This window comes from Sphingosinicella sp. CPCC 101087, assembly GCF_004151485.1.
GTDB lineage: Bacteria > Pseudomonadota > Alphaproteobacteria > Sphingomonadales > Sphingomonadaceae > Allosphingosinicella.
Map to the genome: position 1 here is coordinate 186617 of NZ_SBFF01000005.1, position 23648 is coordinate 210264.

26 protein-coding genes are annotated in these 23648 nt (G+C 67.2%); 18 read left to right on the forward strand and 8 right to left on the reverse strand.

Features of this window, described 5'->3' with window-relative positions:
* Positions 1 to 81: 81 nt before the first annotated feature.
* From kynU to EKM57_RS09655, 3 genes are all read right to left on the reverse strand, one after another.
* Positions 82 to 1305, reverse strand: a complete 1224-nt coding sequence (kynU, locus tag EKM57_RS09645) for a kynureninase (RefSeq protein WP_206185369.1) — start codon at positions 1303 to 1305, stop codon at positions 82 to 84.
* Complete coding sequence (locus EKM57_RS09650) at positions 1305 to 2150, reverse strand: alpha/beta hydrolase (RefSeq protein ID WP_206185370.1); 846 nt, start codon at positions 2148 to 2150, stop codon at positions 1305 to 1307. Before EKM57_RS09650 ends, kynU begins: the two co-directional genes overlap by 1 nt.
* Positions 2151 to 2384: 234 nt before the next feature.
* Positions 2385 to 2579 (reverse strand): hypothetical protein, encoded by a 195-nt coding sequence (locus tag EKM57_RS09655; RefSeq protein WP_129792290.1) that lies wholly within the window; start codon positions 2577 to 2579, stop codon positions 2385 to 2387.
* Between the two features lie 120 nt (positions 2580 to 2699).
* On the opposite strand from EKM57_RS09655, the gene EKM57_RS09660 reads away from it, so the two are divergent.
* The 3 genes from EKM57_RS09660 (at position 2700) to EKM57_RS09670 (ending at position 7796) form a co-directional block, all read left to right on the forward strand.
* Positions 2700 to 3626, forward strand: coding sequence for a LysR substrate-binding domain-containing protein (locus tag EKM57_RS09660; RefSeq protein WP_129792291.1), 927 nt, complete (start codon positions 2700 to 2702; stop codon positions 3624 to 3626).
* A gap of 81 nt (positions 3627 to 3707) precedes the next feature.
* Positions 3708 to 5945: a DNA topoisomerase IV subunit A gene (parC, locus tag EKM57_RS09665; RefSeq protein WP_129792292.1), complete on the forward strand. Its 2238-nt coding sequence runs from the start codon at positions 3708 to 3710 to the stop codon at positions 5943 to 5945.
* Between the two features lie 141 nt (positions 5946 to 6086).
* A complete protein-coding gene (locus EKM57_RS09670) occupies positions 6087 to 7796 on the forward strand; it encodes a bifunctional diguanylate cyclase/phosphodiesterase (RefSeq protein WP_243450968.1) in 1710 nt (569 codons plus the stop codon).
* Here the strand turns inward: EKM57_RS09670 and EKM57_RS09675 are convergent.
* The 3 genes from EKM57_RS09675 to EKM57_RS09685 are packed head-to-tail and all read right to left on the reverse strand — an operon-like array spanning position 7733 to position 10127.
* Positions 7733 to 8965 carry a CCA tRNA nucleotidyltransferase gene (locus EKM57_RS09675; RefSeq protein WP_129792294.1) on the reverse strand — a complete coding sequence of 411 codons (1233 nt, stop codon included), beginning with the start codon at positions 8963 to 8965 and terminating at the stop codon, positions 7733 to 7735. The genes EKM57_RS09670 and EKM57_RS09675 overlap by 64 nt on opposite strands.
* Positions 8962 to 9567 (reverse strand): CoA pyrophosphatase, encoded by a 606-nt coding sequence (locus EKM57_RS09680; protein ID WP_129792295.1) that lies wholly within the window; start codon positions 9565 to 9567, stop codon positions 8962 to 8964. Before EKM57_RS09680 ends, EKM57_RS09675 begins: the two co-directional genes overlap by 4 nt.
* Positions 9564 to 10127: a DUF1285 domain-containing protein gene (locus EKM57_RS09685; RefSeq protein ID WP_129792296.1), complete on the reverse strand. Its 564-nt coding sequence runs from the start codon at positions 10125 to 10127 to the stop codon at positions 9564 to 9566. The genes EKM57_RS09680 and EKM57_RS09685 overlap by 4 nt, the downstream gene beginning before the upstream one ends.
* Before the next feature lie 56 nt (positions 10128 to 10183).
* On the opposite strand from EKM57_RS09685, the gene EKM57_RS09690 reads away from it, so the two are divergent.
* A complete protein-coding gene (locus EKM57_RS09690) occupies positions 10184 to 10936 on the forward strand; it encodes an SDR family NAD(P)-dependent oxidoreductase (protein WP_129792297.1) in 753 nt (250 codons plus the stop codon).
* Positions 10937 to 10991: 55 nt separating this feature from the next.
* Positions 10992 to 11393, forward strand: coding sequence for a dihydroneopterin aldolase (locus EKM57_RS09695; protein WP_129792298.1), 402 nt, complete (start codon positions 10992 to 10994; stop codon positions 11391 to 11393).
* Between the two features lie 135 nt (positions 11394 to 11528).
* Here EKM57_RS09695 and EKM57_RS09700 read toward each other — a convergent pair whose 3' ends face one another.
* Entirely contained in the window at positions 11529 to 12278 is a 750-nt protein-coding gene (locus tag EKM57_RS09700; protein ID WP_129792299.1) for a hypothetical protein, read from the reverse strand.
* Between the two features lie 317 nt (positions 12279 to 12595).
* Between EKM57_RS09700 and EKM57_RS09705 the strand changes: the two genes are divergently transcribed.
* The 8 genes from EKM57_RS09705 to EKM57_RS09740 all read left to right on the forward strand — a co-directional run bounded on the left by EKM57_RS09705 (position 12596) and on the right by EKM57_RS09740 (position 18009).
* Complete coding sequence (locus EKM57_RS09705; protein ID WP_129792300.1) at positions 12596 to 13258, forward strand: energy transducer TonB; 663 nt, start codon at positions 12596 to 12598, stop codon at positions 13256 to 13258.
* A 51-nt stretch (positions 13259 to 13309) separates the two neighbouring features.
* On the forward strand, positions 13310 to 14095 hold the full coding sequence (locus EKM57_RS09710) for a MotA/TolQ/ExbB proton channel family protein (protein WP_129792301.1): 786 nt from the start codon (positions 13310 to 13312) through the stop codon (positions 14093 to 14095).
* Positions 14096 to 14179: 84 nt separating this feature from the next.
* Positions 14180 to 14668 (forward strand): biopolymer transporter ExbD, encoded by a 489-nt coding sequence (locus EKM57_RS09715; protein WP_129792302.1) that lies wholly within the window; start codon positions 14180 to 14182, stop codon positions 14666 to 14668.
* Between the two features lie 22 nt (positions 14669 to 14690).
* Positions 14691 to 15119 (forward strand): biopolymer transporter ExbD, encoded by a 429-nt coding sequence (locus EKM57_RS09720; protein ID WP_129792303.1) that lies wholly within the window; start codon positions 14691 to 14693, stop codon positions 15117 to 15119.
* A 129-nt stretch (positions 15120 to 15248) separates the two neighbouring features.
* A complete protein-coding gene (locus tag EKM57_RS09725; RefSeq protein ID WP_129792304.1) occupies positions 15249 to 15854 on the forward strand; it encodes a LemA family protein in 606 nt (201 codons plus the stop codon).
* Between the two features lie 138 nt (positions 15855 to 15992).
* Positions 15993 to 16799, forward strand: a complete 807-nt coding sequence (locus EKM57_RS09730; RefSeq protein WP_129792305.1) for a YgcG family protein — start codon at positions 15993 to 15995, stop codon at positions 16797 to 16799.
* Positions 16799 to 17476, forward strand: a complete 678-nt coding sequence (locus tag EKM57_RS09735) for a TPM domain-containing protein (RefSeq protein WP_129792306.1) — start codon at positions 16799 to 16801, stop codon at positions 17474 to 17476. The genes EKM57_RS09730 and EKM57_RS09735 overlap by 1 nt, the downstream gene beginning before the upstream one ends.
* Entirely contained in the window at positions 17473 to 18009 is a 537-nt protein-coding gene (locus EKM57_RS09740) for an NUDIX hydrolase (RefSeq protein ID WP_129792307.1), read from the forward strand. The genes EKM57_RS09735 and EKM57_RS09740 overlap by 4 nt, the downstream gene beginning before the upstream one ends.
* On the opposite strand, the gene EKM57_RS09745 is transcribed toward EKM57_RS09740, so the two are convergent.
* A complete protein-coding gene (locus tag EKM57_RS09745; RefSeq protein ID WP_129792308.1) occupies positions 17988 to 18266 on the reverse strand; it encodes an ETC complex I subunit in 279 nt (92 codons plus the stop codon). The two genes, EKM57_RS09740 and EKM57_RS09745, sit on opposite strands and share 22 nt — an antisense overlap.
* Before the next feature lie 99 nt (positions 18267 to 18365).
* On the opposite strand from EKM57_RS09745, the gene EKM57_RS09750 reads away from it, so the two are divergent.
* The 5 genes from EKM57_RS09750 to EKM57_RS09770 all read left to right on the forward strand — a co-directional run bounded on the left by EKM57_RS09750 (position 18366) and on the right by EKM57_RS09770 (position 23611).
* Positions 18366 to 20594: a xanthine dehydrogenase family protein molybdopterin-binding subunit gene (locus EKM57_RS09750; protein WP_129792309.1), complete on the forward strand. Its 2229-nt coding sequence runs from the start codon at positions 18366 to 18368 to the stop codon at positions 20592 to 20594.
* Positions 20591 to 21598 carry a ferrochelatase gene (hemH, locus tag EKM57_RS09755; RefSeq protein WP_129792310.1) on the forward strand — a complete coding sequence of 336 codons (1008 nt, stop codon included), beginning with the start codon at positions 20591 to 20593 and terminating at the stop codon, positions 21596 to 21598. Before EKM57_RS09750 ends, hemH begins: the two co-directional genes overlap by 4 nt.
* A 37-nt stretch (positions 21599 to 21635) precedes the next feature.
* Positions 21636 to 22358 (forward strand): acetoacetyl-CoA reductase, encoded by a 723-nt coding sequence (gene phbB, locus EKM57_RS09760; RefSeq protein WP_129792311.1) that lies wholly within the window; start codon positions 21636 to 21638, stop codon positions 22356 to 22358.
* Positions 22359 to 22402: 44 nt separating this feature from the next.
* Entirely contained in the window at positions 22403 to 22630 is a 228-nt protein-coding gene (locus tag EKM57_RS09765; protein ID WP_256386877.1) for a ribbon-helix-helix domain-containing protein, read from the forward strand.
* A gap of 111 nt (positions 22631 to 22741) precedes the next feature.
* A complete protein-coding gene (locus tag EKM57_RS09770; protein WP_129792312.1) occupies positions 22742 to 23611 on the forward strand; it encodes an aldo/keto reductase in 870 nt (289 codons plus the stop codon).
* Positions 23612 to 23648: the final 37 nt, after the last annotated feature.

A 23648-nucleotide genomic window follows, 5' to 3' on the forward strand; every position in this document is an offset into this window, starting at 1 on the left:
GCGAAGGCGTGCGCTATACTCCAAGGGTCCCGACGGCGCAAACCCATAGCGGCCCCGAAAGGGCCGCGGCCTTGCCCGGCTTCAGGTGACCTTTCCGCGCACGGCGAAGCGCGGCTCGCGCCAGCTTTCGGTTTCCAGGATTCGGGCCATCCGGTCTACCGCGTGCCAAATATCCTCGAAGCCGAGATAGAGCGGTGTCAGCCCGAATCGGATGACGTCTGGCGCGCGGAAGTCGCCGATCACCTGCTCGGCGATCAGCGCCTGGCACAGCTCGAACGCGTGGGGATGACGAAAGGAGATGTGACTGCCGCGCTGGTCGGGACCGCGCGGACTGATGCAGATGAGCTCCGGGCAGCGCGCCTCGACAAGGCCGTGGAAGACGTCGAACAGGGCGATCGACTTCGCCCAGAGTCGCTCCATCGAGACACCGTCGAACGTGTCGATTCCGCTCTCGAGGGCCGCCAGGCCGAGGATCGGCGGCGTCCCCGCGAGGAAGCGGTCGATTCCCCGCGCCGGCACATAATCGTCGGTGAAGTCGAATGGAGCGGCATGGCCCATCCAGCCGCGTAGCGGTGAGACCAGCCGTTCCTGGAGATGCTCGGCGACGTAGAGGAAGGCCGGCGCGCCGGGTCCGCCGTTGAGATATTTGTAGCCGCAGCCGACCGCCAGCTCCGCTCCCGATTCGTTGAGGTGGAGCGGCACGGCGCCGACGCTGTGGCTGAGGTCCCACACGGTGAGCGCCCCGGCCGCCTTCGCCCGCCGCGTCACGGCTTCCATGTCGAACCGCTCAGCGGTCTTGTAGTGGACATGGGTGAGCAGCAGCAGGTTGGTGTCGTCGCCGATGCGCGCCTCGACCTCTTGGCGCGCCACCACGTCCAGCCGAAGCCGCATCAGATCGGCCACCCCGCTGGCGATGTGCAGGTCGGTGTGGAAATTGCCCGATTCGGAGATCAGGGCCGGCCGATCCGACAGCCGCGCCGCCGCCGTCAGCAGTTTGAACAGGTTGACCGAGGTGGAATCGGTGACGATCACCTCATGGGGCCGGGCGCCGATCAGCGGCGCGATCTTGGCGCCGATTCGCTGCGGTGAGTCGATCCAGCCATGCACGTTCCAGCTTCGGATCAGCGACTCGCCCCATTCCTCGCGCACGACCTTTTGCTGGCGCAGGTCGGCCGCCTGGGGCAGCGGGCCGAGCGAGTTGCCGTCCAGATAGATCAGGCCGGCAGGCAGGTGGAATCGAGCGCGCAGCGGGCGCAGCGGATCGGCGGCGTCGGCCGCGACCGCTTCGGCATGTGTCAGCCCCATCAGTCCATCAATCCTTCTATCTCCTCGACCGCTGCCGCCCAAGCCGACGTCTCGGGCGCGACCAGCTCGACATGGCCGGTACGGTCGATCATCCGAACGCGCACCGTGTCGCCGGCGGCGCGCATCGGTCCCGCATAAGCTTCGGCGTAAGCGGTCGGAATGATCTTGTCCTGATCGCCGTTGATCAGCACTTGGCGGGCGCCGATCGGTGCGAGGCGTGGTACCGACGTGTCTTCGAATCGGCCGCCGGTCAGCCGGCCGATCACCTCGGTGCCGCAGCCGCTGCCCGGCGCGCGCGCGGCCTCCTCGAGGTCCGGCAAGCCGCCGAGGCTGACGATGCCGGCAATCGGAAGGGGATCGCGTGTGCGTAGTGGAGAGCCTTGCGGAAGCCGCGGCCGCGCCGCCAGCCAGAGCGCGAGATGACCTCCGGCCGAATGGCCGACCGCCACGAGGCGCGTTGGGTCGAGGCGGTACCGGCCGGCATGATCGCGCAGCGCGTCCGCGGCGGCGGCGGCATCGAGGAAGGTGCCGGGATAGCCGCCGCCGGGGCGATCGACGCCGCGATAGTCGATGTTCCAAACCGCGAAGCCGCGCCGACGCAGATCCTCGGCGATCCAGTTCATGATCGTGCGGTCGGCGATGTCGGTCTGCCAGCAGCCGCCATGCACCATCAGCACGACCGGGTGCGGACCCTCGCCCTGCGGTAGCCACAGGTCAACGATCTGCAGCGGGTCCGTTCCATAACTGACCGTGGCGGAAGGCGTGGGCCGTGGCCGCTCGAGCAGGTCCGGCCAGGCCATCAGCCCGTCTGGTCCGCTGGCCCTGGGTTCGCCGCTCGTCGTCATCGCGCAAGCGGCTAACGCCAATGAGGCGGCAAGGGCAAGGCGATTGCGGGAGGGGCGCATCCGGCGGGGTTAGACCGGGGCGCCCCTTCCGCAAAGCTTCAGCAGCGACCTGTGCCGCGATTCCAGGGGGCGTTGAACTGGATTTCGTGCAGCTTGTGGAAGGTCAGCAGAAATGCCGCGAAAAGGCTCTCGATCTTGTCGCGCATGATATCCTCCTCGATGCGAGGCTGCCGGTCAGGCTGCCGTGTTGTTGAAGGTCAGTCCGGTGATAGCGAAGGCGAGCAGCAAGGCGATCAGCTGGTGGGACGACCCGTCCCAAGCCGCAAATCGAGCGGCCGCGGAGCGCAGCCCCAGCAGCGCGCGATCGATTCCTTCGGCGAAAACTTCGTGGTGGTCGGCCCAGATCCGGGCATCGATTTCGTCGCGCATCTTTCCAGTCCTTTCCGGTGAACGGAGGTTCCAGTGGATGCCGTGATATGTGACGCCGAACGGCCGCTCGCGCCAACGAAAGTCTCGACAAGAGATATAAGGTGACCTTATGAAGCGCCGATGCGCCGTCTGCCGCCTTTAAGCGCCGTCCGGGTGTTCGATGCCGCCGCTCGCCATGAGAACTTCACGCAGGCCGCAGCCGAGCTCGGGATGACCCAGGCGGCGGTGAGTTATCAAATTCGCTTGTTGGAAGAACGGCTTGGGCTGCCGCTGTTCACGCGCTCGAAGGGGCGTGTGTCGTTGACCGATGCCGGGCGGCGGATAGCGCCGCTCATCGCCTCTTCCTTCGACACGCTCGAGGAGGCCTTCTCCGGACTGGTCGCCGACGATCTGGGCCTGCTGTCGATCAGCACCGCCCAAACTTTCGCGAGCACCTGGCTGGCGCCGCGGCTGGGCACCTTTCAGGTGCGGCATCCCGATCTGGCGGTGCGGCTCAGCACCGACAATCGGCTGGTCGATTTCTCCACGGGCGAGTTCCACGCCGCCGTGCGGATCGGGCGCGGCGATTGGCCCGGGCTCAGATGCCATTTCCTGTTCCGCTCCCATTTCAGCCCGATCTGCAGCGCCGAGTTCGCGGCGCGCCATCGGCTTGATCGGCCGGAGCGGCTGCTCGAAGTGCCACGGCTGGCGCCCTCCGATCCCTGGTGGCGCGACTGGCTGGCGAACGTCGGCGTGGAGGCAGGCGACGGCCCGCCGCCTCGGGGTCTGGTCCTCGACAATCAGGTGATGGAAGCGAATGCCGCCTTCGCCGGCGCCGGCATCGCGATGATGACTCCGATGTTCTGGCGACCCGAGCTGGAATCGGGCCGGCTCGTCCAACCCTTTCCCCATTTTCACCTCACCGGATCCAGCCAGTGGCTGGTTTATCCGGAAGGTCGACGCACCCAGCCGAAGATCGTCGCCTTTCGCGAATGGCTGCTCGCCGAGGTCCGCGAAGCGGCGAAAGGCGAGCCGGCAGAGATATTCATGCCTCCGCCGGCGGGCTGACTTAGGCCGATCTCCCGCGTGGGGATCGATGCCGATCAAGCGGACCTCGCCTCGCGCGACCGGCCCTGCTAACGCTCCGCCATGAGTGACGAATTCGACCAGATCGTCGAGGCGCCCTTCGACGACGCCTTGTCCCAGCGCTACCTCGTCTACGCCCTTTCGACGATCACCGCCCGCTCGCTGCCCGACCTGCGCGACGGGCTGAAGCCGGTCCACAGACGTCTCTTGTGGGCGATGCGCCTGCTGCGGCTGGATCCGGCGTCCGGCTACAAGAAGTGCGCGCGGGTCGTCGGCGACGTTATCGGCAAATATCACCCGCATGGCGACCAGTCGGTCTATGACGCCATGGTCCGGCTCGCGCAGGATTTCTCGCTCCGCTACCCTTTGGTCGACGGCCAGGGCAATTTCGGCAATGTCGACGGCGATAATGCGGCGGCGATGCGCTACACCGAGGCGCGGCTGACTCAGGCCGCCTACGACCTGATGGCGGGCCTCGACGAAGGGACGATCGACTTTCGCCCCACCTACAATGGCGAGGAGGAGGAGCCCGAGGTCTTTCCCGGCCTGTTCCCGAACCTCCTCGCCAACGGCGCCAGCGGCATCGCCGTCGGCATGGCGACCTCCATCCCGCCGCACAACGTCGCCGAGCTGATCGATGCGGCGACCCACCTGATCGACAATCCGAAGGCCGAGGATTCGGCCCTGATGGACTTCGTCGCCGGCCCGGATTTCCCGACCGGCGGCGTGATCGTCGATGGTCCGGATTCGATCGCGGCCGCCTACGCCACCGGTCGCGGCGCTTTCCGCGTGCGCGCCAAGTGGGAGATCGAGAAAGGCGCCCAGGGCATGTGGACCGCGGTCATCACCGAGATCCCCTATCAGGTGCCCAAATCGAAGCTGATCGAGCAGATCGCGGTGCTGATCACGGAAAAGAAGCTGCCAATCCTCGCCGACGTGCTGGACGAATCGGCGGGGGAGATCCGGATCGTTCTCGAACCGCGCAGCCGCACCGTGGATCCACAGCTGCTGATGGACAGCCTGTTCCGGCTGACCGACCTCGAGGTGCGCATCTCGCTCAACCTGAACGTCCTCGACGCCAATCGGACGCCGCGGGTGATGGGCCTCAAGGAGGTGCTCAGCGAATGGCTGCGCTTCCAGTTCGAGGTGCTGGTCCGTCGCGCCGAGCATCGCGTCGCGAAGATCGACGACCGGCTCGAGCTGCTCGAAGGCTATATCGTCGCCTTCCTCAACCTCGACCGCGTGATCCACATCATCCGCACGGAGGACGAGCCCAAGCCGGTGCTGATCGCGGAGTTCGCGCTCACCGATCGGCAGGCCGAAGCGATCCTCAACATGCGCTTGCGCAGCCTTCGCAAGCTGGAGGAGATGGAGCTGAGGCGCGAGCGCGACAAGCTGATCGCCGAGCGGGAGGAGCTGACGAAGCTGATCGAATCGCCGACCCGCCAGCGCAACCGGCTAAAGAAGGATCTGGCGGCGCTGCGGGAGCGCTATGGGCCGACAACGGACCTCGGGCGCCGGCGCACCCTGATCGAGGAAGCGGGCCCGCTCCGCGAGATCCCACTCGAGGCGATGATTGAGCGCGAGCCGATCACGGTGATCATGTCCAAGCGCGGCTGGATCCGCGCGATGAAGGGCCATGTCGAGCTGTCGAACCCGGACGCGCTGAAGTTCAAGGAAGGCGATGCACCGCAATTCTTCTTCCACGCCTTCACGACCGACAAGCTCCTGCTCGCTTCTACTGCCGGCCGCTTCTACACGCTCGCCGCCGACAAGCTGCCGGGCGGCCGAGGCTTCGGCGAGCCGGTCAAGCTGATGGTGGACATAGAAGGCGAGGGCAACGTGGTGGCCTTGTTCCGCGCCGCCGACGCGGAGAAGCTGCTGCTTGCCTCCTCCGACGGCCGCGGATTCGTCACGACTGCCGCTTCCGCCTTGGCCGAGACTCGCAAGGGCAAGCAGGTGATGAACCTGCGGTCGGGCGGGCAGCTCAAGGTGGTGCGGCCGCTCAAGGAAGGCGACGATTTCGTCGCGGTGATCGGCGAAAACCGCAAGATGGTCGTCTATCCGCTCAGCGAACTGCCGGAGATGGGCCGAGGCCAGGGTGTTCAGCTCCAGCGCTATCGCGACGGCGGCCTCGCCGACGTCACCGGGTTCCGCTTCGCCGACGGCCTGTCCTGGCCGATGGGTGGGGAGAGCAAGCGTATCCGAACCGAGCCTGACATGAATCCCTGGCGAACCGCCCGCGGCGCCGCCGGGCGTATGCCGCCCATGGGCTTTCCGAAGGAAGCCCCGTTCGGCTAGCGTTCGTTCCCGGCGGCCGTTGCGGCGATCGCCGCCCGTAACGAAATGAAGCGTTAACCCTGTTCGTTTATCGCCCTCGACATGCAAGCTGCAGGGACGCGAAGGCGAGGCCGATCGCATGCGGGGGACAGCACCGGAGACGTGTCGCCCGCCGAGGCGATTGCGTCGGAGGTGGAGCGCCGTCTCGCCCAGTCTCGGCAGGCCTATCTCGACGCCTTGCCGATCGCGGCCGCGATTGTTTCGATCGCCGGGTCGGAGACGCTGGTGGAATGCGCCAACGAGCATTTTCGCTTCATCGCCGAATGGGATGAACGCATCGGTGACCGGCGGGCCTCCCACGTGCCGATCCTGCGCTCGGGACCGATCGGTGCGCGGCTGGCCGACTTCATCGAGTCCGACGACCCCGCCTACCAGTTCGAGACGGCCGACGGGCGCAGCATCGCCGGGCGGCACTTCACCGTCCGTTTCTCGCGGCTCAAGCACGCTAAGGGGCAGCCGCGTCGTCTGCTCGTCTCGCTGATCGATCGCACCGCGCAGGTCGAGACGGAGAAGAGCCTCAGGTCCGAGATGCTGCGCGACAGCCTGACCGGCCTTCCCAACCGCTTCGCCTTCAACGAACGCGTCGATGCGGTGCTTGCCGATCCCAGCTTCAGCGAAGGAAGCTTCGCCGTGCTCGCGATCGACATGACCCGGTTCAGCCGGGTCAACGAATGCATGGGTGCGATGGCGGGGGACGAGCTGCTGATCACCTTCGCGCGCCGCTTGGTGTCGGCGCTGCGGCCGACGGACATGCTGGCGCGCACCTCCGGCGACGAGTTCGGCGTTCTCATGCGGCTGGAACGCGGGCTGTCCGATGCGCTGCGCGCCGCCGAGCGCATCAAGACGGTCCTGACCTTGCCCTTTCGCCTGTCCGAGCTGGAGATCAGGGTGGATTGCGCGATTGGATGCGCCGTGCTCAGCCCGGGCGTGAACAGCGCCGACGAAGTGCTGCGCAACGCCCAGTTCGCGCTCAAGCGGGCGAAGCGGCTTGGGACTACCCAGGTCTACGAGCCGATCCAGGCGGCCGCCGTCCGGCGCCGGTTCAGCATCGAGACCGAATTGCGCTGCGCGATCGAGGCGGACGCGCTCACTCTGGCCTACCAGCCGCTGATCGACCTCGACTCCGGCCGCGTCGCCGGCTTCGAAGCGCTGGCGCGCTGGTCCCATGACGGCGATGCGATCCCGCCGGCCGAGTTCATTCCGGTCGCCGAGGAATCCGGCCTCATCGTGCCGCTCGGCCGGTGGGCGCTGAACACGGCGATGCGCACGCTCAGCGAGTGGGACCGCGCCGCCGGGGCGGTGCTTCCGTTCAACATGAGCGTCAACCTATCACCGATCCAGATCAGCCGCGACGATATCGCCGCGACCGTTGTCGGAGCGCTGGCTTCGGCCGGCATCAGCGGCGACCGGCTCACCCTGGAGCTCACCGAGAGCGCCATCATCCAGGATCCCGATCGTGTCGCGAAGGCGCTCAATGCGCTGAAGAAGTCTCAGGTGCGAATCGCGATGGACGATTTCGGCACCGGATTCACCTCGCTGGCGATGCTGCAGAAGCTGCCGATCGACCTTCTGAAGATCGATCAGACCTTTGTCGGTGGGATGATGGCCGCCGACGATTCGACGGCGATCGTGCGGGCCATCTTGTCGCTGGCGCGCGCGCTCGGCATGGCAACGACCGCAGAGGGGATCGATTCCGAAGACCTTGCCGAGATGCTGACCGAGCTCGGCTGCACCTACGGACAGGGCTATCACTTCTCCGCGCCGCTGCCGCCGGAAGAGGCGCTCGTTTTCGGACTGTCGCGCAACGCCTGATCGACGTGCCGGCGGGCGAGATCCCTGACCTCGTCCTGGTCGGCAGGAAATCCGGAACGCGCCCATTCCCGCTCGAACGCCTGCATCACCTGGGCGACGATCGGCCCGGGCTCGAGCCCCATGCCGATCAACTCCCCGCCGCCGATCGGAAGGCGCGGCCGGCTCCAGGCCTGCAGGGCTCTCAATCCTTCCACCGGCTCGCCGGCAAGGAGAAGGCGATCGACGGCCTCCTCGGCGCCGATCTCGTAGGCGAGCACCTCCGGCTGGTCGATCCGCCTGTCGGCCGCGCTGGACAGGCGCTTCGCCTTGTGCCTGGACAGGCGCAGCCGTGTCGCGACTGCGGCGGCAATGGCCGGATCGGCCGGCAGCAGGGCCGCCAGCCGGCGAACCGGATCGGGGGCGATGCCCGCGGCCTGCTCTGCCCCGACCAGGGCCTCGAGCCGATTGGCGCTCTCGATCTCGGGCAGGACCGGCCGGAATATGCCCTGCTCGATCATCAGCCGCACCGTTGCGCAGGGATGGGGCAAAGCGAGCAGCTTCAACAGTTCGTCGGCAATCCGTTCGCGCGACAGGGCCATCAGATCGTTGGCGCGCGCGGCGCACGCCTCAAGCGCCGCGGCATCGGGCGCGCTCCCGCCGAAGCGGGCGTGGAAGCGGAAGAAGCGCAGGATCCTGAGATGGTCCTCGGCGATGCGGGTCAACGGATCCCCGATGAAACGCACGCACCGCGCGACGAGGTCGTCGATGCCGCCGAAATAGTCGAATATCTCACCGTCGGAAGGCGCGGCGCTCAGCGCATTGATGGTGAAGTCGCGCCGGGCGGCATCTTCTTCCCAATCCTCGGTGAAGGCGACGGTAGCCCGCCGCCCGTCCGTCGAGACGTCCCGGCGAAGTGTCGTCACCTCGACCGGGCGGCCCCCGATCACGGCGGTGACCGTGCCATGGGCCAGCCCCGTCGGCACTGCCTTGATCCCCGCGGCGCCGAGCCTTGTCATCACCTCTTCGGGCGCGAGGCGGGTGGCGAGATCGACATCGCTCACCTCCAGCTCGAGCAAGGTATCGCGCACGCAGCCTCCGACGAAGCGGGTGTGCCCGGCGTCCGCGCCGAGCGTCCGCAACAGCCGCGGCATTCCCGACCAAGTGTGCCAAGGAGCTTCGGGGAGCTTCATGACAACTCGTTGAGCGCCAGGCGACGGCTCAGATTGACGATCATCGCCGCGGTCGCTCCCCAGATCCGACGTTCCTGCCATTCTATCTCATAATAGGATCGTGGCCGGCCACGCCACTCGGTGGTGCGAACCTGGTGGTGAGCGGGGTCGAGCAGATAGTGAAGCGGCGCCTCGAACAGAGCGGCGACCTCGCCGGGATGCGGGGTCAGTCCGAGCCCCGCCGGGACGATCCCGACCACCGGAGTCACCTCGAATCCGGTAATGGTGCGATAGCGGTCGGCAATCCCGATCACCTCGACCGCGGCGCGGTCGAGCCCGATCTCCTCCTCCGCCTCCCGCAAGGCCGCGGCGACCGCATCGGCGTCGCCGGGATCGATCCGGCCGCCCGGAAAGCTGATCTGGCCGGGATGCTTGCGCATCGTCTCGGGCCGAAGCGTCAGGATCACGGTCGGCTGCGGCCGGTCGACGACCGCAACCAGTACCGCGGCGGGCGTGATGCCGCGCTCCGCTTCCTCTCCCTCCAGCACGTCGCCGGCGAGCAGCTCCGGGCTGTTGCGATGCCCGCGTTCGAGCGCTGCGCGCAGGGTGGCCGCCAGGCTCATTCCGGCCCATCCATCGCGAAGAACACCCCGCCGCTCCAGAGGCCGGGCGGCTCGGCTCCTTCGGCCAATGCCGATTCCGCCAACTCGTAATAGATCGGGCGGGCGATCAGGGCGTCAAGGCCGCGGCGGACCAGCAGATAGGGGCGCGGCCCTTCGGGACTCTGCTCGAATCGCAGCGGGTGGTCGGCGTCGGCGACGAGGACGTCGCCCGTGTTGAGCCGGAAGGCGAGCGAGCGCGACCGGCCGGCGCCTTCGCTTCTGACCTCCACGGCGACGAACGGCGCGTCCTCGACGTCCACGTCGAGCTTCTCGACGGGAGTCACAAGCACATGCCGCCCGTCCGGCTCGCGCCGCAGGATCGAGGCAAAAAGCCGCACCATGGCCGGACGCCCGATCGGGCTTCCTTCATGGAACCAGGTTCCGTCCCGCGCGATGCGAATGCCGCTGTGTCCGCAATGCGGCGGGTTCCAGGAGTCGACGGGCGGCAGCTTGCGCCCCTGCGCGAGCTCGGCGATGTCGCCGAAGCCGAGGCTGCTCAGGTCGGAAAGAGAAGGGGACATGGTTCGCGTCTAACCGGCGGCTGGCGTTGCGCAAGGGAGGCGGCTATCGCCGCTCCATGCCGACCGAGCTGGAACGACCCGGAACAGCCATCGTCACCGGCGGCGCTAGGCGGATCGGGGCGGAGCTGACGCGTGCCTTGGCGCAGGATGGCTGGCACGTGCTGATCCATTGCAATCGGTCGATCGACGAGGCACGCGCGCTCGCCGATTCGCTCGGCACGGCCAGCATCGTGCGCGCGGATCTCGCCGACCCCGAAGCGGCGGAGGCGGTGATGGCCGCGCTGGACGGCCTCCCGCCGGCGCGGCTGCTCGTCAACAATGCGTCTCGCTTCGTCTACGATGCCGCCGGCGATTTCCCGGTCGACGGCTGGGATGCGCATCTCGACGTCAATCTCCGCGCTCCGGCCTTGCTGTCCCGGGCGTTCGCGGCCCGGGTCGGCAAGGGTCCGGGCCTGATCGTCAATCTGCTCGATGCCAAGATCGCCGCACCCAATCCGGACTTCTTCAGCTACACCGTCTCGAAGATCGGCCTCGCCGGCCTTACCGAATTGTGCGCCCGCGCCTTCGCGCCAGCCATCCGGGTGTGCGGGATTGCGCCTTCTGTGACCCTGGTATCCGGACCCCAGAGCCGCGCCAATTTCGAAGCGGTGCATGCCTTGAATGCGCTCGGTCGCGGAGTCGACGTCTCGGAGATTGTGAGCGCCCTGCGATTCATCATCGCGACGCCGACCTTCACCGGTCAAACCATCATGCTCGACGGCGGTCAGCGATTCCTGTCGCTTCCCCGCGACGTCCAGTTTATCGGCTAGGACCGAATGCCTCCCGCGCCGGACGTCGCTGGTGGCCGCAACGAAAGCTAAACTGATGCTCGACCATGACGCGCTTGACGGTCTCGTGCCCGAGACCCTCCGGCCGAAGACCCGCAAGATCGTGCTGGAGGACTACCAGCTCCAGATCGACATCGGCTTTCACGATTTCGAGATCGGCAATCCCCAGCGCCTGCTGCTCACCGTCGAGGTCTGGGTCGATGAGACCTCCTTCTCGACCGCGGACGCGGCGGAGAGCGCATGGAACTATGATTTCCTGCGTACCGAAGTGGCGACCCTTATCGCCGGCCGTCGCTTCAATCTCCAGGAGACCCTCGTCCGCGAAATCTATGCGCAGGTCGCCGCCCGACCCGGCGTGACCGCGCTGCGCGTGTCGACGCGCAAGCCGGACATCTATCCCGATTGTGCGGGTGTCGGCGTCGAGCTGGCCTCCTTCTGATCCGACGCGGACCCTTCATCCTGATCCGTGACTCGCGCGCGCGACGCGCGCGGGAGTCATTAGAGAGGGGACCGGAAGCGGCGAGAGAGAGGGGACCGGAAGCGGCGAGCGGATCGGACAGGCGCAGAGGCAGGATCAGACGGGTCGCCGGTTCCGTGTACAGGGCCCCAGCCTCTCGAGCACCAGCCGGTAGTCGGCACGAATCGCTTCCGCCTCGCCCGCGCCGGCCTCGCTCAGGCTCTCGGCGGGCAGGGTCCGCGGCAGCGTGCAGGCGAGCCGATACCAGAGCAGCGTGTTCGGATTCGGCGCCGCCGCCGCATTGTCGACCAGCTCGCCCAGCGCCACCGACCAGCGTGGTTGCTCGCCGGGCCTGCGCAGGACGCTGATCGAGATCGGGCGGTCGTCGGCGGCGAGCAGGAAGAACTGGGTCTCGCTCTCGCCGGGCAGTGAACCCGGAACGTGGAAGGCCCGGCCGATTCCGACGATTCGGGGGGGCGCGTCGCTGGCGGCTGATTCGCGCAATATTTCACGCAGCTGCGCCGCGGTCTCGGGGCTGAACGGCAGTTGCGCGTCGGGCGCGGTCAGCCGCAGCTCGTCGGGCTCGCCGGGCGCGCGGGTCGCGAGCACCAGATACTCGGTGCCGCGCCGGATCCGCTGTCGTCTGCCACGCTCGTCATTGGGAAGGTCGACCAGATAGCGAACGCGTGGCGGGAGGCCCCCTTCGCCGCGAATCAGCGCCACGAGACTCGCCTCGATCAGAAATCGGCGATGCCCTGCGCGAACGCCGGGCGTCTCGCGTTCGGACAGCACGTCGCTGCGCTCGACACGAACGTGCGCGACGACGGGGGCCGCGAGCGCAAGATCGGCCAGATCGGCGTAGGTCATCGGTGCCGCTGAAGAAACCTGTTGCGATTCAGCGGGTTGCGACCATATTAGAATCAATGAGCAGAGGAGGCCGAGGCTGGTTGTACGCATGAATCTTCCTGATCGTGGAGCGAAGATGCGGTTAATGCTCCCAGCCTTAACCGCTCATTGCATGAGAAATCCATCGGCTCTGTATGTGTCACAGAAGGATTGCGTCGGCCAAAGTGTCACTATAGACACACCCACCGCACCCATGGAGTTCACATGGGTGAACCCGGAAACGGACCTCGGCGATTATGCTTGGTCCGGCAGCACGAGAGAGGGAGAGTGGCTGGTTAATGTCCTACGTTGATCAGAGAATGAGTACGGGCCGCGTCTGGTCGATCGTACTCGTCGCATTGCTCCATGCCCTGCTCGGCTACGCGTTCGTGACCGGCCTTGCATATAAGGTCATCAAGAACGTCCAGGAGGATATGAAGACCTTCGACGTGGAGGAGGAGCCGCCGCCCCCGCCCGAGGAGCTGCCGCCGCCCCCCGAACAGGTTGAGGTCCAGCCTCCGCCCGTGGTCGCGCCGCCGCCGATCGTCCGGACCCAGACCCCGGCCCCGCCGATCACCACTGCACCGGTCGCGCCTCCGGTCGTCATCACGCCGACGGCTCCGCCGGCCCCGCCGGCTCCGCCGGCCCCGCCGCCGCCTCCGCGTACCGTCGAACCCGCTCGCGCCCGCGCCAACTTGGCCTCCTACGTCTCCAATGACGACTATCCGGCCTCGGCGCTTCGCAATGAGGAAGAGGGAACGACCGGCTTCCGTCTCACCGTGGGACCCAATGGACGCGTGACCGAGTGCACCGTCACCTCGTCGAGCGGGTCGAGCGCGCTCGACAATGCCACCTGCCGTATCATGCGCAGCCGTGCTCGTTTCACTCCCGCGCGGAACAATCTCGGTCAGCCGACCGACGACACGGTCAGCGCGCGCATCACCTGGCGCATTGCCGAATAAATATCTGAGTTACCTTTATCCCCAGTCTTTGCATGAGAAGGAATTGAGACAATGGCAGCTCCAGCAGCACCAGCCCATGGCGGTGGTGATTTCGGTTTGGTCGGCGCTCTGCAGCAGGGCGGCGTCATCGCATGGCTTACCTTCGCCGCTCTGGTCATCATGTCGGTTGCGTCCTGGTACGTCTTCTTCGTGAAACTCATCGATCAGCAGAAGATCATCAAGGAAGGGCGGCGCGCCCGCACGTCCTTCTGGCAGTCAGCCAATCTGCGCGAAGCGGCGAACAAGCTCGACAAGAATGGCGCCTACCGCCAGATCGTCGATGACGGAATCATCGCTCAGGAGCAGCACACCAAGCTGACCGATCCGATCGACCAGCATGACTGGATGCTCGGCTCGCTGGCGCGCAGCCAGGGCGCGATCGCGTCGAAGCTCTCCACCGGCCTGGCGCTGCTCGCCACCGTCGGCTCGACCGCTCCGTTCGTGGGTCTGTTCGGTACCGTCGTCGGCATCTACCGCGCGCTCATCAAGATCGGTGCGGCGGGACAGGCGTCGATCGACACCGTCGCCGGTCCGGTCGGCGAGGCCCTGATCATGACCGCGCTCGGCCTGATCGTGGCGGTTCCGGCCGTCATGCAGTACAACTGGCTGATGCGCCGCAACAAGGCGATCGTCGAGGAACTCGCGCGCTTCGCCAACGACGTGCACGGCTACATGATGTCGGGCGGCACCGTTCGTCCGATGACGGCTGCGCCGGCGCGGGCTGCGGCCGGCACCACCGCCACCCGTCCCGCGGCGGGCGCCACGACCACGGGCGCAACCGCCGGTCAGAAGGCGTAACGGCAAGGGCGGCGGCGGAGCCGGGCTCCGCCGCCGCCGCCCGCGGCCCGATCGGCCGCTGGAAGTCAGGATAGGAATCGAAACATGGCAATGCAGGTCGGCGAATCTGGAGACGGTGAAGAAACACCGATGTCCGACATCAACACGACGCCGCTCGTCGACGTCATGCTGGTGCTTCTGATCATCTTCCTGATCGCCGTTCCCGTCGTGCTGCAGACGGTGCCAGTTCGGCTGCCGAAGGTCGAGTTCGAGGCGACCACGACCAAGCCCGAGAACGTCAACCTCTCGGTCCTGGCGAATGACGCCGGCGAATGTCAGGTCTATTGGGATCTCACCCCGCTGGATTCCGAGCAGTTGATCGACCGGGCGGTGAGCGAGCTTGAGGGCCAGATCGCGGCGCTCGGCGGGGTGGAGAACCTCACCGAGGAAAATATGCCGGAGGTGCATATCCGCGGCGACATCGACACGCCCTATCGCTGCATCGGCGGTGCCATCTTCACGATGCAGCGGGCGGGCTATGCCCGGATCGGGTTCATCTCCGAACCGGCGCCCCGTGGCGGCCGCAGGCTTTGATCCGGATATCAGGAGTTAGACAATGAGCGCAGCAACCCTCAATCCTGAACAGTCCGAACCGATGATGGACATCAACACCACGCCGCTCATCGACGTGATGCTGGTGCTGCTGATCATGTTCATCATCACCATTCCGGTGCAGACCCATGCGGTGAAGCTGGACCTGCCGCAGAACCAGGACAATCAGACGCCGCCGCCCATCGATCCGGTCAAGAACAAGATCGTGATCATGCCGAACGACGCGGTGCTGTGGAACGGCGCGCCGGTCAATCTGGTGACGCTGCGTCAGTATCTCGACATCACGACGACGATGACGCCGACGCCGGAGCTTCACCTCCAGCCGCACCCGGATGCGCGTTACGAGCAGGTCGACGAAGTGCTGGCCGTGGCCAAGCGCGCCAACGTCCAGGCGATGGGCTTCGTCGGCAACGAGGCTTACGCCACCTTCTGATCGGAACGTTGGACGAGAATCCAAGGCGGCGGTGGCAACATCGCCGCCTTTTTCTTTGGCCTCCGGGACGTTGCGGAGCCGGACCGGAACGCTTACCTGACTAACACACCTGATCAGGGAGCGATCGAAATGCGCACTCGTCTCTTCGCCTTGCTCGCTGCGGTGGGCGTCATGCTCTCGGCCTGCGGGATCAACTCGATTCCCACCGCCGAGGAGAATGCGAAGGCCCGCTGGGCCGACGTCCAGGCCTCCTACCAACGTCGCGCCAACCTGATTCCCAATCTCGTCGCCACCGTCCGCGGCGCGGCCGCCTCCGAAGAACGGATCCTGACCGGAGTGACGCAGGCGCGGGCCGATGCGACCAGGATCACGGTCACGCCCGACCAGCTCACCGACCCGGCCGCGATGCAGCGCTTCCAGGAAGCGCAGAGCCGCCTCAGCGCCGCCATCATACCGCTGCAGCGGCTGCAGGAGGCCTATCCGAACCTCCAAAGCCAGCAGAATTTTGCGACGCTGATGAGCCAGCTCGAAGGAACGGAGAATCGGATCACCATCGCCATCCGCGACTATAACGAAGCCGTCCGGGCCTTTAATACGGAGATCCGCACCTTCCCCTCCGTGATCGGCGCGCGGATCATCTACGGTGCGGAGCCGATGGTTCCCTTCGAAGCGACCGTGCCCAATGCCGACGTCGCGCCGACGGTCGACTTCGATACGAACAGCGGTGCACCCTGACGGTCGATCGAACCGAATCCGCCCTGTACGCCGCCTCTGCTTCGGACGGGAGGTTGCCATGAACGGGTCCGCTCCGGCGCGCCATCTCTCCATCGCGATGTTGAACGTCCACGCGCGGCAACCTAGGCAAGGACGGTCATGATCAAGCGCATCCTCGTCGCTTTCCTGCTCCTGTGCGCCGTCCCGGCCTGGGCGCAAAGCTTTCCGGAGCTGACCGGCAGGGTCGTCGACCAGGCCGACCTGTTGCCGCCCCAGCAGGAAACCGAGCTGAGCCAGCGTCTCGAAGCGCTGGAGCAGGCGTCGACCCGCCAGTTGGTGGTGGCGACGGTGACCAGCCTGGAAGACTATCCGATCGAGGATTACGGCTACCGCCTCGGGCGCCACTGGGGCATCGGCCAGGAGGAGGCCAATAACGGCATCATCCTGCTGGTCGCGCCCAACGAGCGGAAGGTCAGGATCGAGGTGGGCTATGGCCTCGAAGGGATCATGACCGACGCTCTGTCGAGCCGGATCATCAATGGAATTGTCCTGCCGCGCTTCCGCGAAAACGACTATCCCGGCGGAATCGTCGCGGGAGCGGATGCGATCATCCAGCAGCTCCAGGCCCCGCCGGAAGTGGCCGAGCAGCGTGCGCTGGAGGCAGCGCAGGCGCAATCGGGCGGGAAGGAGGGAGGCTCGATCCTGCCGCTCGTCTTCTGGCTCGTCGTGCTGGGTTTCATATTCGTCCCCATGGTGGTCAGCAGCGGGTTCAGCGGCCGGAAGTATCGCGGTCGCGGTCGGCGTCGCGGCGGGCCGATTGTCATCTGGGGTCCGGGCATGGGCGGCTGGGGTGGAGGTTCATCGGGCGGCAGCGGCTGGGGCGGTGGCGGTGGCGGCTGGGGAGGCGGCGGCTTCTCGGGCGGTGGAGGATCGTTCGGAGGCGGGGGGGCGTCGGGGGGATGGTGATGAGTTCGCTGCTGAGCGCCGAAGACCATAAGCGAGTCACCGAGGCGGTCGCCGCGGCCGAACGGGAAAGCGACGGCGAAATCGTGACCGTCGTCGCCCGCCAATCCGACGCTTATCACGACGTCGCGCTCCATTATGCGGTGCTTGCGATGCTGGTCGTGCCTGCGAAGCTCGCGCTGCTTCCGCAGGGCTGGATCGACTGGGCTTCCTCAATCGCATTCGGCTGGAACGCAGAGTTCAGCCGCGCCGCCCTCATGGTGGCCCTGTTCGTCCTGCTGACGCTCGCTTTCCTGTTCGTCCGCCTGATCCTCGCCTACCGGCCGCTGCGCATGGCGCTGACCCCGGGTCGCACCAAGACCCGCCGGGTGCATCGCCGCGCGGTGGAGCTGTTCCGGACCGGCTGTGAGCTGAAGACGCGGGGACGGACCGGCATTCTCATCTACCTGTCGCTCGCCGAGCATCGCGCCGAGATCCTGGCCGACAAGGCGATCGCCGATCAGGTCGAGCCGGAAGTCTGGGGCGAGGCGATGGCGGCCCTGGTAGACGAGGTGAAAGCGGGCCGGGCCGGCTCCGGCATGGCGAAGGCGGTGGAGCATGTCGGCGTGGTGCTGGCGCGGATACTTCCGCCCAAGCTCGGCGACACGAACGAACTTCCGGACAGGCTGGTCGAGCTGTGAGCGAGGAACCGGAGGAGCCCGAGGAGACCGTCTGGCAGGGGCGCTTCATCGCCGCCAAACGGCGCGGGAAATGGGAATATGTCTCCCGTACGCGCGGCATCACGGCCGCGGTGATCCTGGCGGTCGACGGGAGCGACGTGATCCTGGTCGAGCAATATCGCGTGCCGCTCGGCACGCGCTGCCTCGAGCTCCCCGCCGGACTGATCGGCGACGACGAGGACGGAGAGGAAGCCGAGGCCGCCGCGATCCGCGAGTTGGAGGAGGAGACCGGCTATCGGGCCGAGCGGATGGTCGATCTCGGCCGCTTCCACGCATCGCCGGGGATGTCGTCCGAGGGTTTCCATTTGATGCGGGCCGAGGGCCTGACCCGGGTCGGCGACGGCGGCGGCGTGCCTGGCGAGAATATCGTCGTCCATCGTGTGCCGCTGGCCGAAGTCGCCGCCTTTGCCGCCGCGAAGCGGGCGGAAGGCTGTGCGATGGACGTGAAGATGCTGCTGCTGCTCGCCGGCGACTATTTGAAGTTGTCGGCGTAGGCCTGGAGCTTGAGCCTGGGTGGCGTCGGCGGAACGATGTGCGCGTCGATGCCTTGGCGTTCTGCATAAGCCTGGGCCGCCTCCAGGCTCGGGAAGGTAAGCTTCACCTGCTCCTGCGTCTCGGCGCCGCCCGACCAGCCAGTCAGCGGATCGGGACGCTTGGCGCGGCCCGATTCGAACTCGAGCACCCATTCGTCGGTGCGCGCCTTCCCGGATTGCATCGCATTCTTGTATCGCTGGTAGATCCGCGCGGCCATGATCGCCCTCATGCTGGTCGGCGCCGGGATGGCCAATTCCGTCCGGTGAATCAAGCTCCTGTCTAGCGGGTGCGGCGGAGGCTCTCTATCAGGCACGGAATGGCCACAGACGGCGAGAGACCAGGGATCAGCCGCCGTACGCTGCTGATCGGCGGCGGCGCCGGCCTCGGCCTCGTCGTCGCCTGGACTTTCTGGCCGCGCAGCTACTCGCCGAATCTAAGCGTCGCTCCGGGCGAGACCCTGTTCAACGCCTTCCTCAAGATCGCCAATGACGGTCGAGTGATCGTGGCCGTGCCGCAGGCGGAGGTCGGGCAGGGAGTCTATACGAGCCTGCCGCAGATCCTCGCCGATGAACTCGGCGCCGACTGGCGCACCGTCTCCGTCGAACCGGCGCCGGTCGGACCGCTCTACGCCAATACCCTGCTGGCCGAGGAGGCCGCGGACGCCAGCGCCTTCCCGGCGGCGCTCGGCGTCGACCGCTGGGCCGCCCGCCAATATGCATCGCGTGAGGCGCTGATGCTGACGGCCGGTTCCTCCTCGGTGCGCGCCTTCGAGGGGCTACTGCGGGAGGCCGGGGCCGGGGCTCGCGCCCTGTTGAGCAAGGCCGCGGCCGTGCGCTGGGAGGCGAACTGGGAGGAACTGGACACCCGCGAAGGCTTCGTCTGGCGGGACACCGACCGGATCGCCTTTGCCGAGTTGGCCGAGGCCGCCGCCGAGCAGGAACTCCCGCCGGACCTGCCGATTCGGGGCGGGGTCGAGAACCGGCTGACCGGCCAACCTCTGCCCCGGCTCGACATACCGGCGAAGATCGACGGATCGGCCTTGTTCGCGGGCGACGTCAGGCTGTCGGACATGGTCCACGTCGCTCTGCGAAGCGCGCCGCGCGGCAGCCGGCGCGCGTCGATCGACCACAGTCGCGCTGAAGGCATCTGGGACGCCCTCACGGTGATCGAGAATCCGGGTTGGACCGCCGTCGCGGCGGGCAATTGGTGGGCGGCCGCCCGGGCGCTCGATGCGTTGGACCCTCAATATGACGTTCCCGTCGATTTGCCGTCGAGCGCCGACCTTACCGCCCGGATCGGAGAGGCGCTCGATTCCGGCGACGCGGACCGGATGTTCGAGACCGGCGATATCGGCCAGGCCTTTCCGGGTTCGAGCGCCGTCACCGCGCGCTACGAGGTGGGCCTTGCGCCGAGCGCTCCGATCGAGCCGCTGACCGCGACCGCCCGGCTGATCGGGGATCGGCTCGAAATCTGGGCGCCGACCCAGGCGCCCGGCCTCGCCCGCGCCGCGGCGGCCCGGGCCGCCGGGTTCGCGGAAAGCCAGGTGACGCTCTATCCAATGCTGATCGGCGGCGGCTATGGGCGCAAGCTCGAGGTCGACGCCATCGAGCAGGCGGCGATCGTCGCCGTCAAGCTGGGGCGGCCCGTCCAGCTCACATGGCCACGAATTCAGGAAATTCAGCGCGACACTTTCCGTCCACCCGCGGCGGCGCGGATGACCGCCTGGGTTGCGCCGAACGGCATTGCCGCCTGGCAGGCCCGAATCGCGGCACCTGCGACCGGCGCCGAGGTCGCGCGCCGATTACGTGCCGCAGGCAGCTTCTTCCGTCCGGACGGCGGGCCGGTGGCCGGGGCGCCGCCGCCCTACGGGATCGGCAACGTCGCCGTCGATCATGTCCCGGTCGAGACTGGTCTCGATACCGGAATCTGGCGCTCGGGCGCACACAGCTATACCTGCTTCTTCACCGAATGTTTCGTCGACGAGCTGGCGCGCGCCGCGGGCCAGGAGCCCCTGTCGTACCGGATGGCGATGCTCGGGCAGAATCCGCGGCTCGCCCGGGTGCTCCAGACCGCCACCGCCATCGGCGGCTGGGACGGCGGCCCGCCGGGCAGCGGCATGGGGATCGCCGTGCACAGCGCCTTCGGATCGTACGTCGCGACTCTCGTGGAGATCGAGATGAGTGGTGAGCAGAGGGTCCGGGTGCTGCGCGCCGTCTGTGCGGTCGATTGCGGCCGGGTGGTGAATCCCGAGATCGTCCGGCAGCAGATCGAAGGCGGCATCATCCATGGAATCTCGGCGGCCGTCGGCGATCCCGTCGAGATCGAGAACGGAATCCCGACCGCGCGCACGATCGGGGCTTACCGCCTGCCGATCCTGCGCAATTCGCCGGAGGTGACGGTGGAACTGCTCGACAGCGGGGACGAGCCCGGCGGCGTAACCGAGCTGGGCGTGCCGACAGCAGCGCCGGCCGTGGCCAACGCGCTCTTCTCGCTGACCGGGCGGCGGGTGCGCACGCTTCCCCTCCCCCTGGGAGGACGACGGTGAAGCGGCCAGCCGAGCATCCCGAAACACCGGAGGAAAAGGTCGGCGTTCTGCTGATCAACCTGGGAACCCCGAACGCGCCGGAGCCCGGAGCGGTGAAGCTGTATCTGGCCGAATTCCTTTCGGATCCGCGCGTGATCGAGATTCCGCAGCTGGTCTGGCAGCCGATCCTCAAGGGCGTCATCCTCAGGACCAGGCCGCGCAAGTCGGCCCATGCCTACAAGCAGGTCTGGACCGAGGAAGGATCGCCGCTCGCGGCGATCACCGCGCGCCAGGCCCGCGCCCTTGCCGGCGCCTTCGGCCCCAAGGTGATCGTCGATCATGCGATGCGCTACGGCCGGCCCGCCATTTCCGAACGGATCGACGCGCTTCGCGAGGCCGGCTGCACGCGAATCCTGCTGGCGCCGCTCTACCCGCAATATTGCGCCGCCACGACCGCGACCGCCAACGACGCCGCCTTCGCCCACCTGCGCCGGCTGCGCTGGCAGCCCGCCGTCCGGACGTTGCCGCCTTATCATGACGACGACGATTATATCGGGGCGCTGAAAGTCGCGACGGAAGAAGCGCTCGCAGCGCTCGACTTCCAGCCGGAAGCGGTGATTGCGAGCTTTCACGGCATGCCCGAGCGCACGCTCCATCTCGGCGACCCCTATCATTGCCATTGCCGCAAGACGGCGCGCCTCCTGTCCGAGGTGCTGGGCCGCGAACTCCTCGTCGCCTTCCAGTCCCGATTCGGCCGCGCCAAATGGCTGGAGCCGGCCACCGACAAGGTGCTCGCCGAGCTGCCGGCGAAGGGCGTGCGCAAGGTCGCCATTCTCGCGCCGGGCTTCGCCGCCGATTGCCTCGAGACGCTGGAGGAGCTGGCGATCCGCGGCCGCGCGACCTTCATGGACGCCGGCGGCGAGGCCTTCGCCTATCTTCCCTGCCTGAACGACGGGGCGCCGGGCCTGGCCATGCTGCGCCGTCTGATCGGGCGCGAGCTTGAAGGATGGGTGACGCCGCAATAAGGCGCCTCGCCATAGATAATCAGAAAAGGAGAGGAAGATGGCACGAGTTGCAGTCGTCACCGGGGGCACCCGCGGCATCGGGGAGGCGATCAGCGTCGCGCTCAGGGATGCGGGCGTGACCGTCGCTGCCAATTATGCGGGCAATGACGAGAAAGCGCGCGAGTTCACCGCGCGAACCGGTATCAAGGCCTACAGATGGGACGTGTCGGACTTCGACGCCTGCCAGAACGGCGTCAGGGAGATTGAAGGCGAGCTCGGGCCGGTCGACGTGTTGGTCAACAATGCCGGAATCACCCGCGACGGCACGATGAAACGGATGACGCCGGCGATGTGGAACGAGGTGATCGGCGTCAATCTGGGCGGCTGCTTCAACATGGCCAAGGCGGTCTGGAACGGCATGAACGAGCGCAAGCATGGCCGCATCGTCAATATCGGCTCGATCAACGGACAGGCCGGGCAATATGGCCAGGTCAACTATGCCGCCGCCAAATCGGGCATTCACGGCTTCACCAAGGCGCTCGCGCAGGAAGGCGCGCGCGCCGGCATCACGGTCAACGCCATCGCGCCCGGCTATATCGACACGGAGATGGTGGCGGCGGTGCCGCCCGACGTCCTGGAGAAGATCGTCGCGCGCATCCCGGTCGGCCGGCTCGGCCACGCGGAGGAGATTGCCCGCGGCGTCGCCTTCCTCTGCTCGGAGGATGCCGGCTTCATCACCGGATCGACGCTTTCGATCAACGGCGGCCAGCATATGTATTGAGCCGACCCGTCGGCCCGATTCATCGTAGCGGAAGGTGAGTCCCGGTGGGACCGGTAAAGCGATCGATCATGATTGCCGGCCATGCCACGTCGGTCAGCCTGGAGCCGGCCTTCTGGGACGCTTTGGGCGAGGCCGCCGCGGAGGAAGGCGTGCCGCTCAACGCGTTGGTGGCTCGGATCGATGCCGATCGCATCCGCGCGGCCGATCCGCCCAACCTGGCCAGCGCCATCCGGGTCTGGCTGTTCGAACGGTGCCGGTCGGGAAAGGGCTGACGGAGCCTGTCCGCCGAACCTCGCGACGGTTGCTCGGCAGGGAACCGGCGGCGCGAGCTTCCGTTCGGCCGGGAGCCGGCTCCGGCCCATCATGACGAAGGAAGCTCTGACATGTCCCAGATCGACGCCGCTCTCTCCGGCCAGTTCGCGATCGGCGGCGATCTCACGGTCAATCGGCTCGGCTTCGGGGCGATGCGGATCACCGGTCCCGGGATCTGGGGAGAGCCCGAAGACCGGGCCGAGGCCCTTCGGGTGCTCGCGCGCCTGCCCGGGCTCGGCGTCAACTTCATCGACACGGCCGATAGCTACGGCCCCTTCGTCAGCGAAGAGCTCATCGCCGACGCGCTCCACCCCTATGAGGGCCTGGCGATCGCCACGAAAGGCGGCCTGGTGCGGCCGGGCCTCACCGACGGCCCCTGGCCCGCGGTGGGCGATCCGAACTATCTCGGCCAATGCGTGCGCATGAGCCTGAGGCGCCTGAAGGTCGACCGCATCGACCTTTGGCAGCTCCATCGTATCGATCCGAAGGTGCCTCGCGACGAGCAGTTCGGCGCCATTCGCGAATTCATCGACCAGGGCTTCATCCGGCATGCCGGCCTGAGCCAGGTCACGATCGAGGAGATCGAGGCGGCGAGCAGGGTCTTCCCGGTGGCGACCGTGCAGAATCGCTACAACCTGGTCGATCGCGCCGACGAGGACGTCCTCGAATATTGCGAAGCGAACGGGATCGGGTTCATCCCCTGGTATCCGCTCGCGGCGGGCGACCTCGCCCGGCCCGGGGGCCCGGTCGACACGCTTGCGAAGGCCAAGGGGGCCACGCCCGGCCAGATCGCGCTTGCCTGGATGCTGAGGCGCAGTCCCGTCATGCTGCCGATCCCCGGCACCGGCCGGGTCGCCCATCTCGAGGAGAATGTCGCCGCCGCCGCCGTGACCCTCACCGACGGCGAATATGCCGAGCTGGATGCCGCCTCGCCGGCCTGACTCGAGACCGGTTGCCATTCGGCCGCTCCGCCGGCCG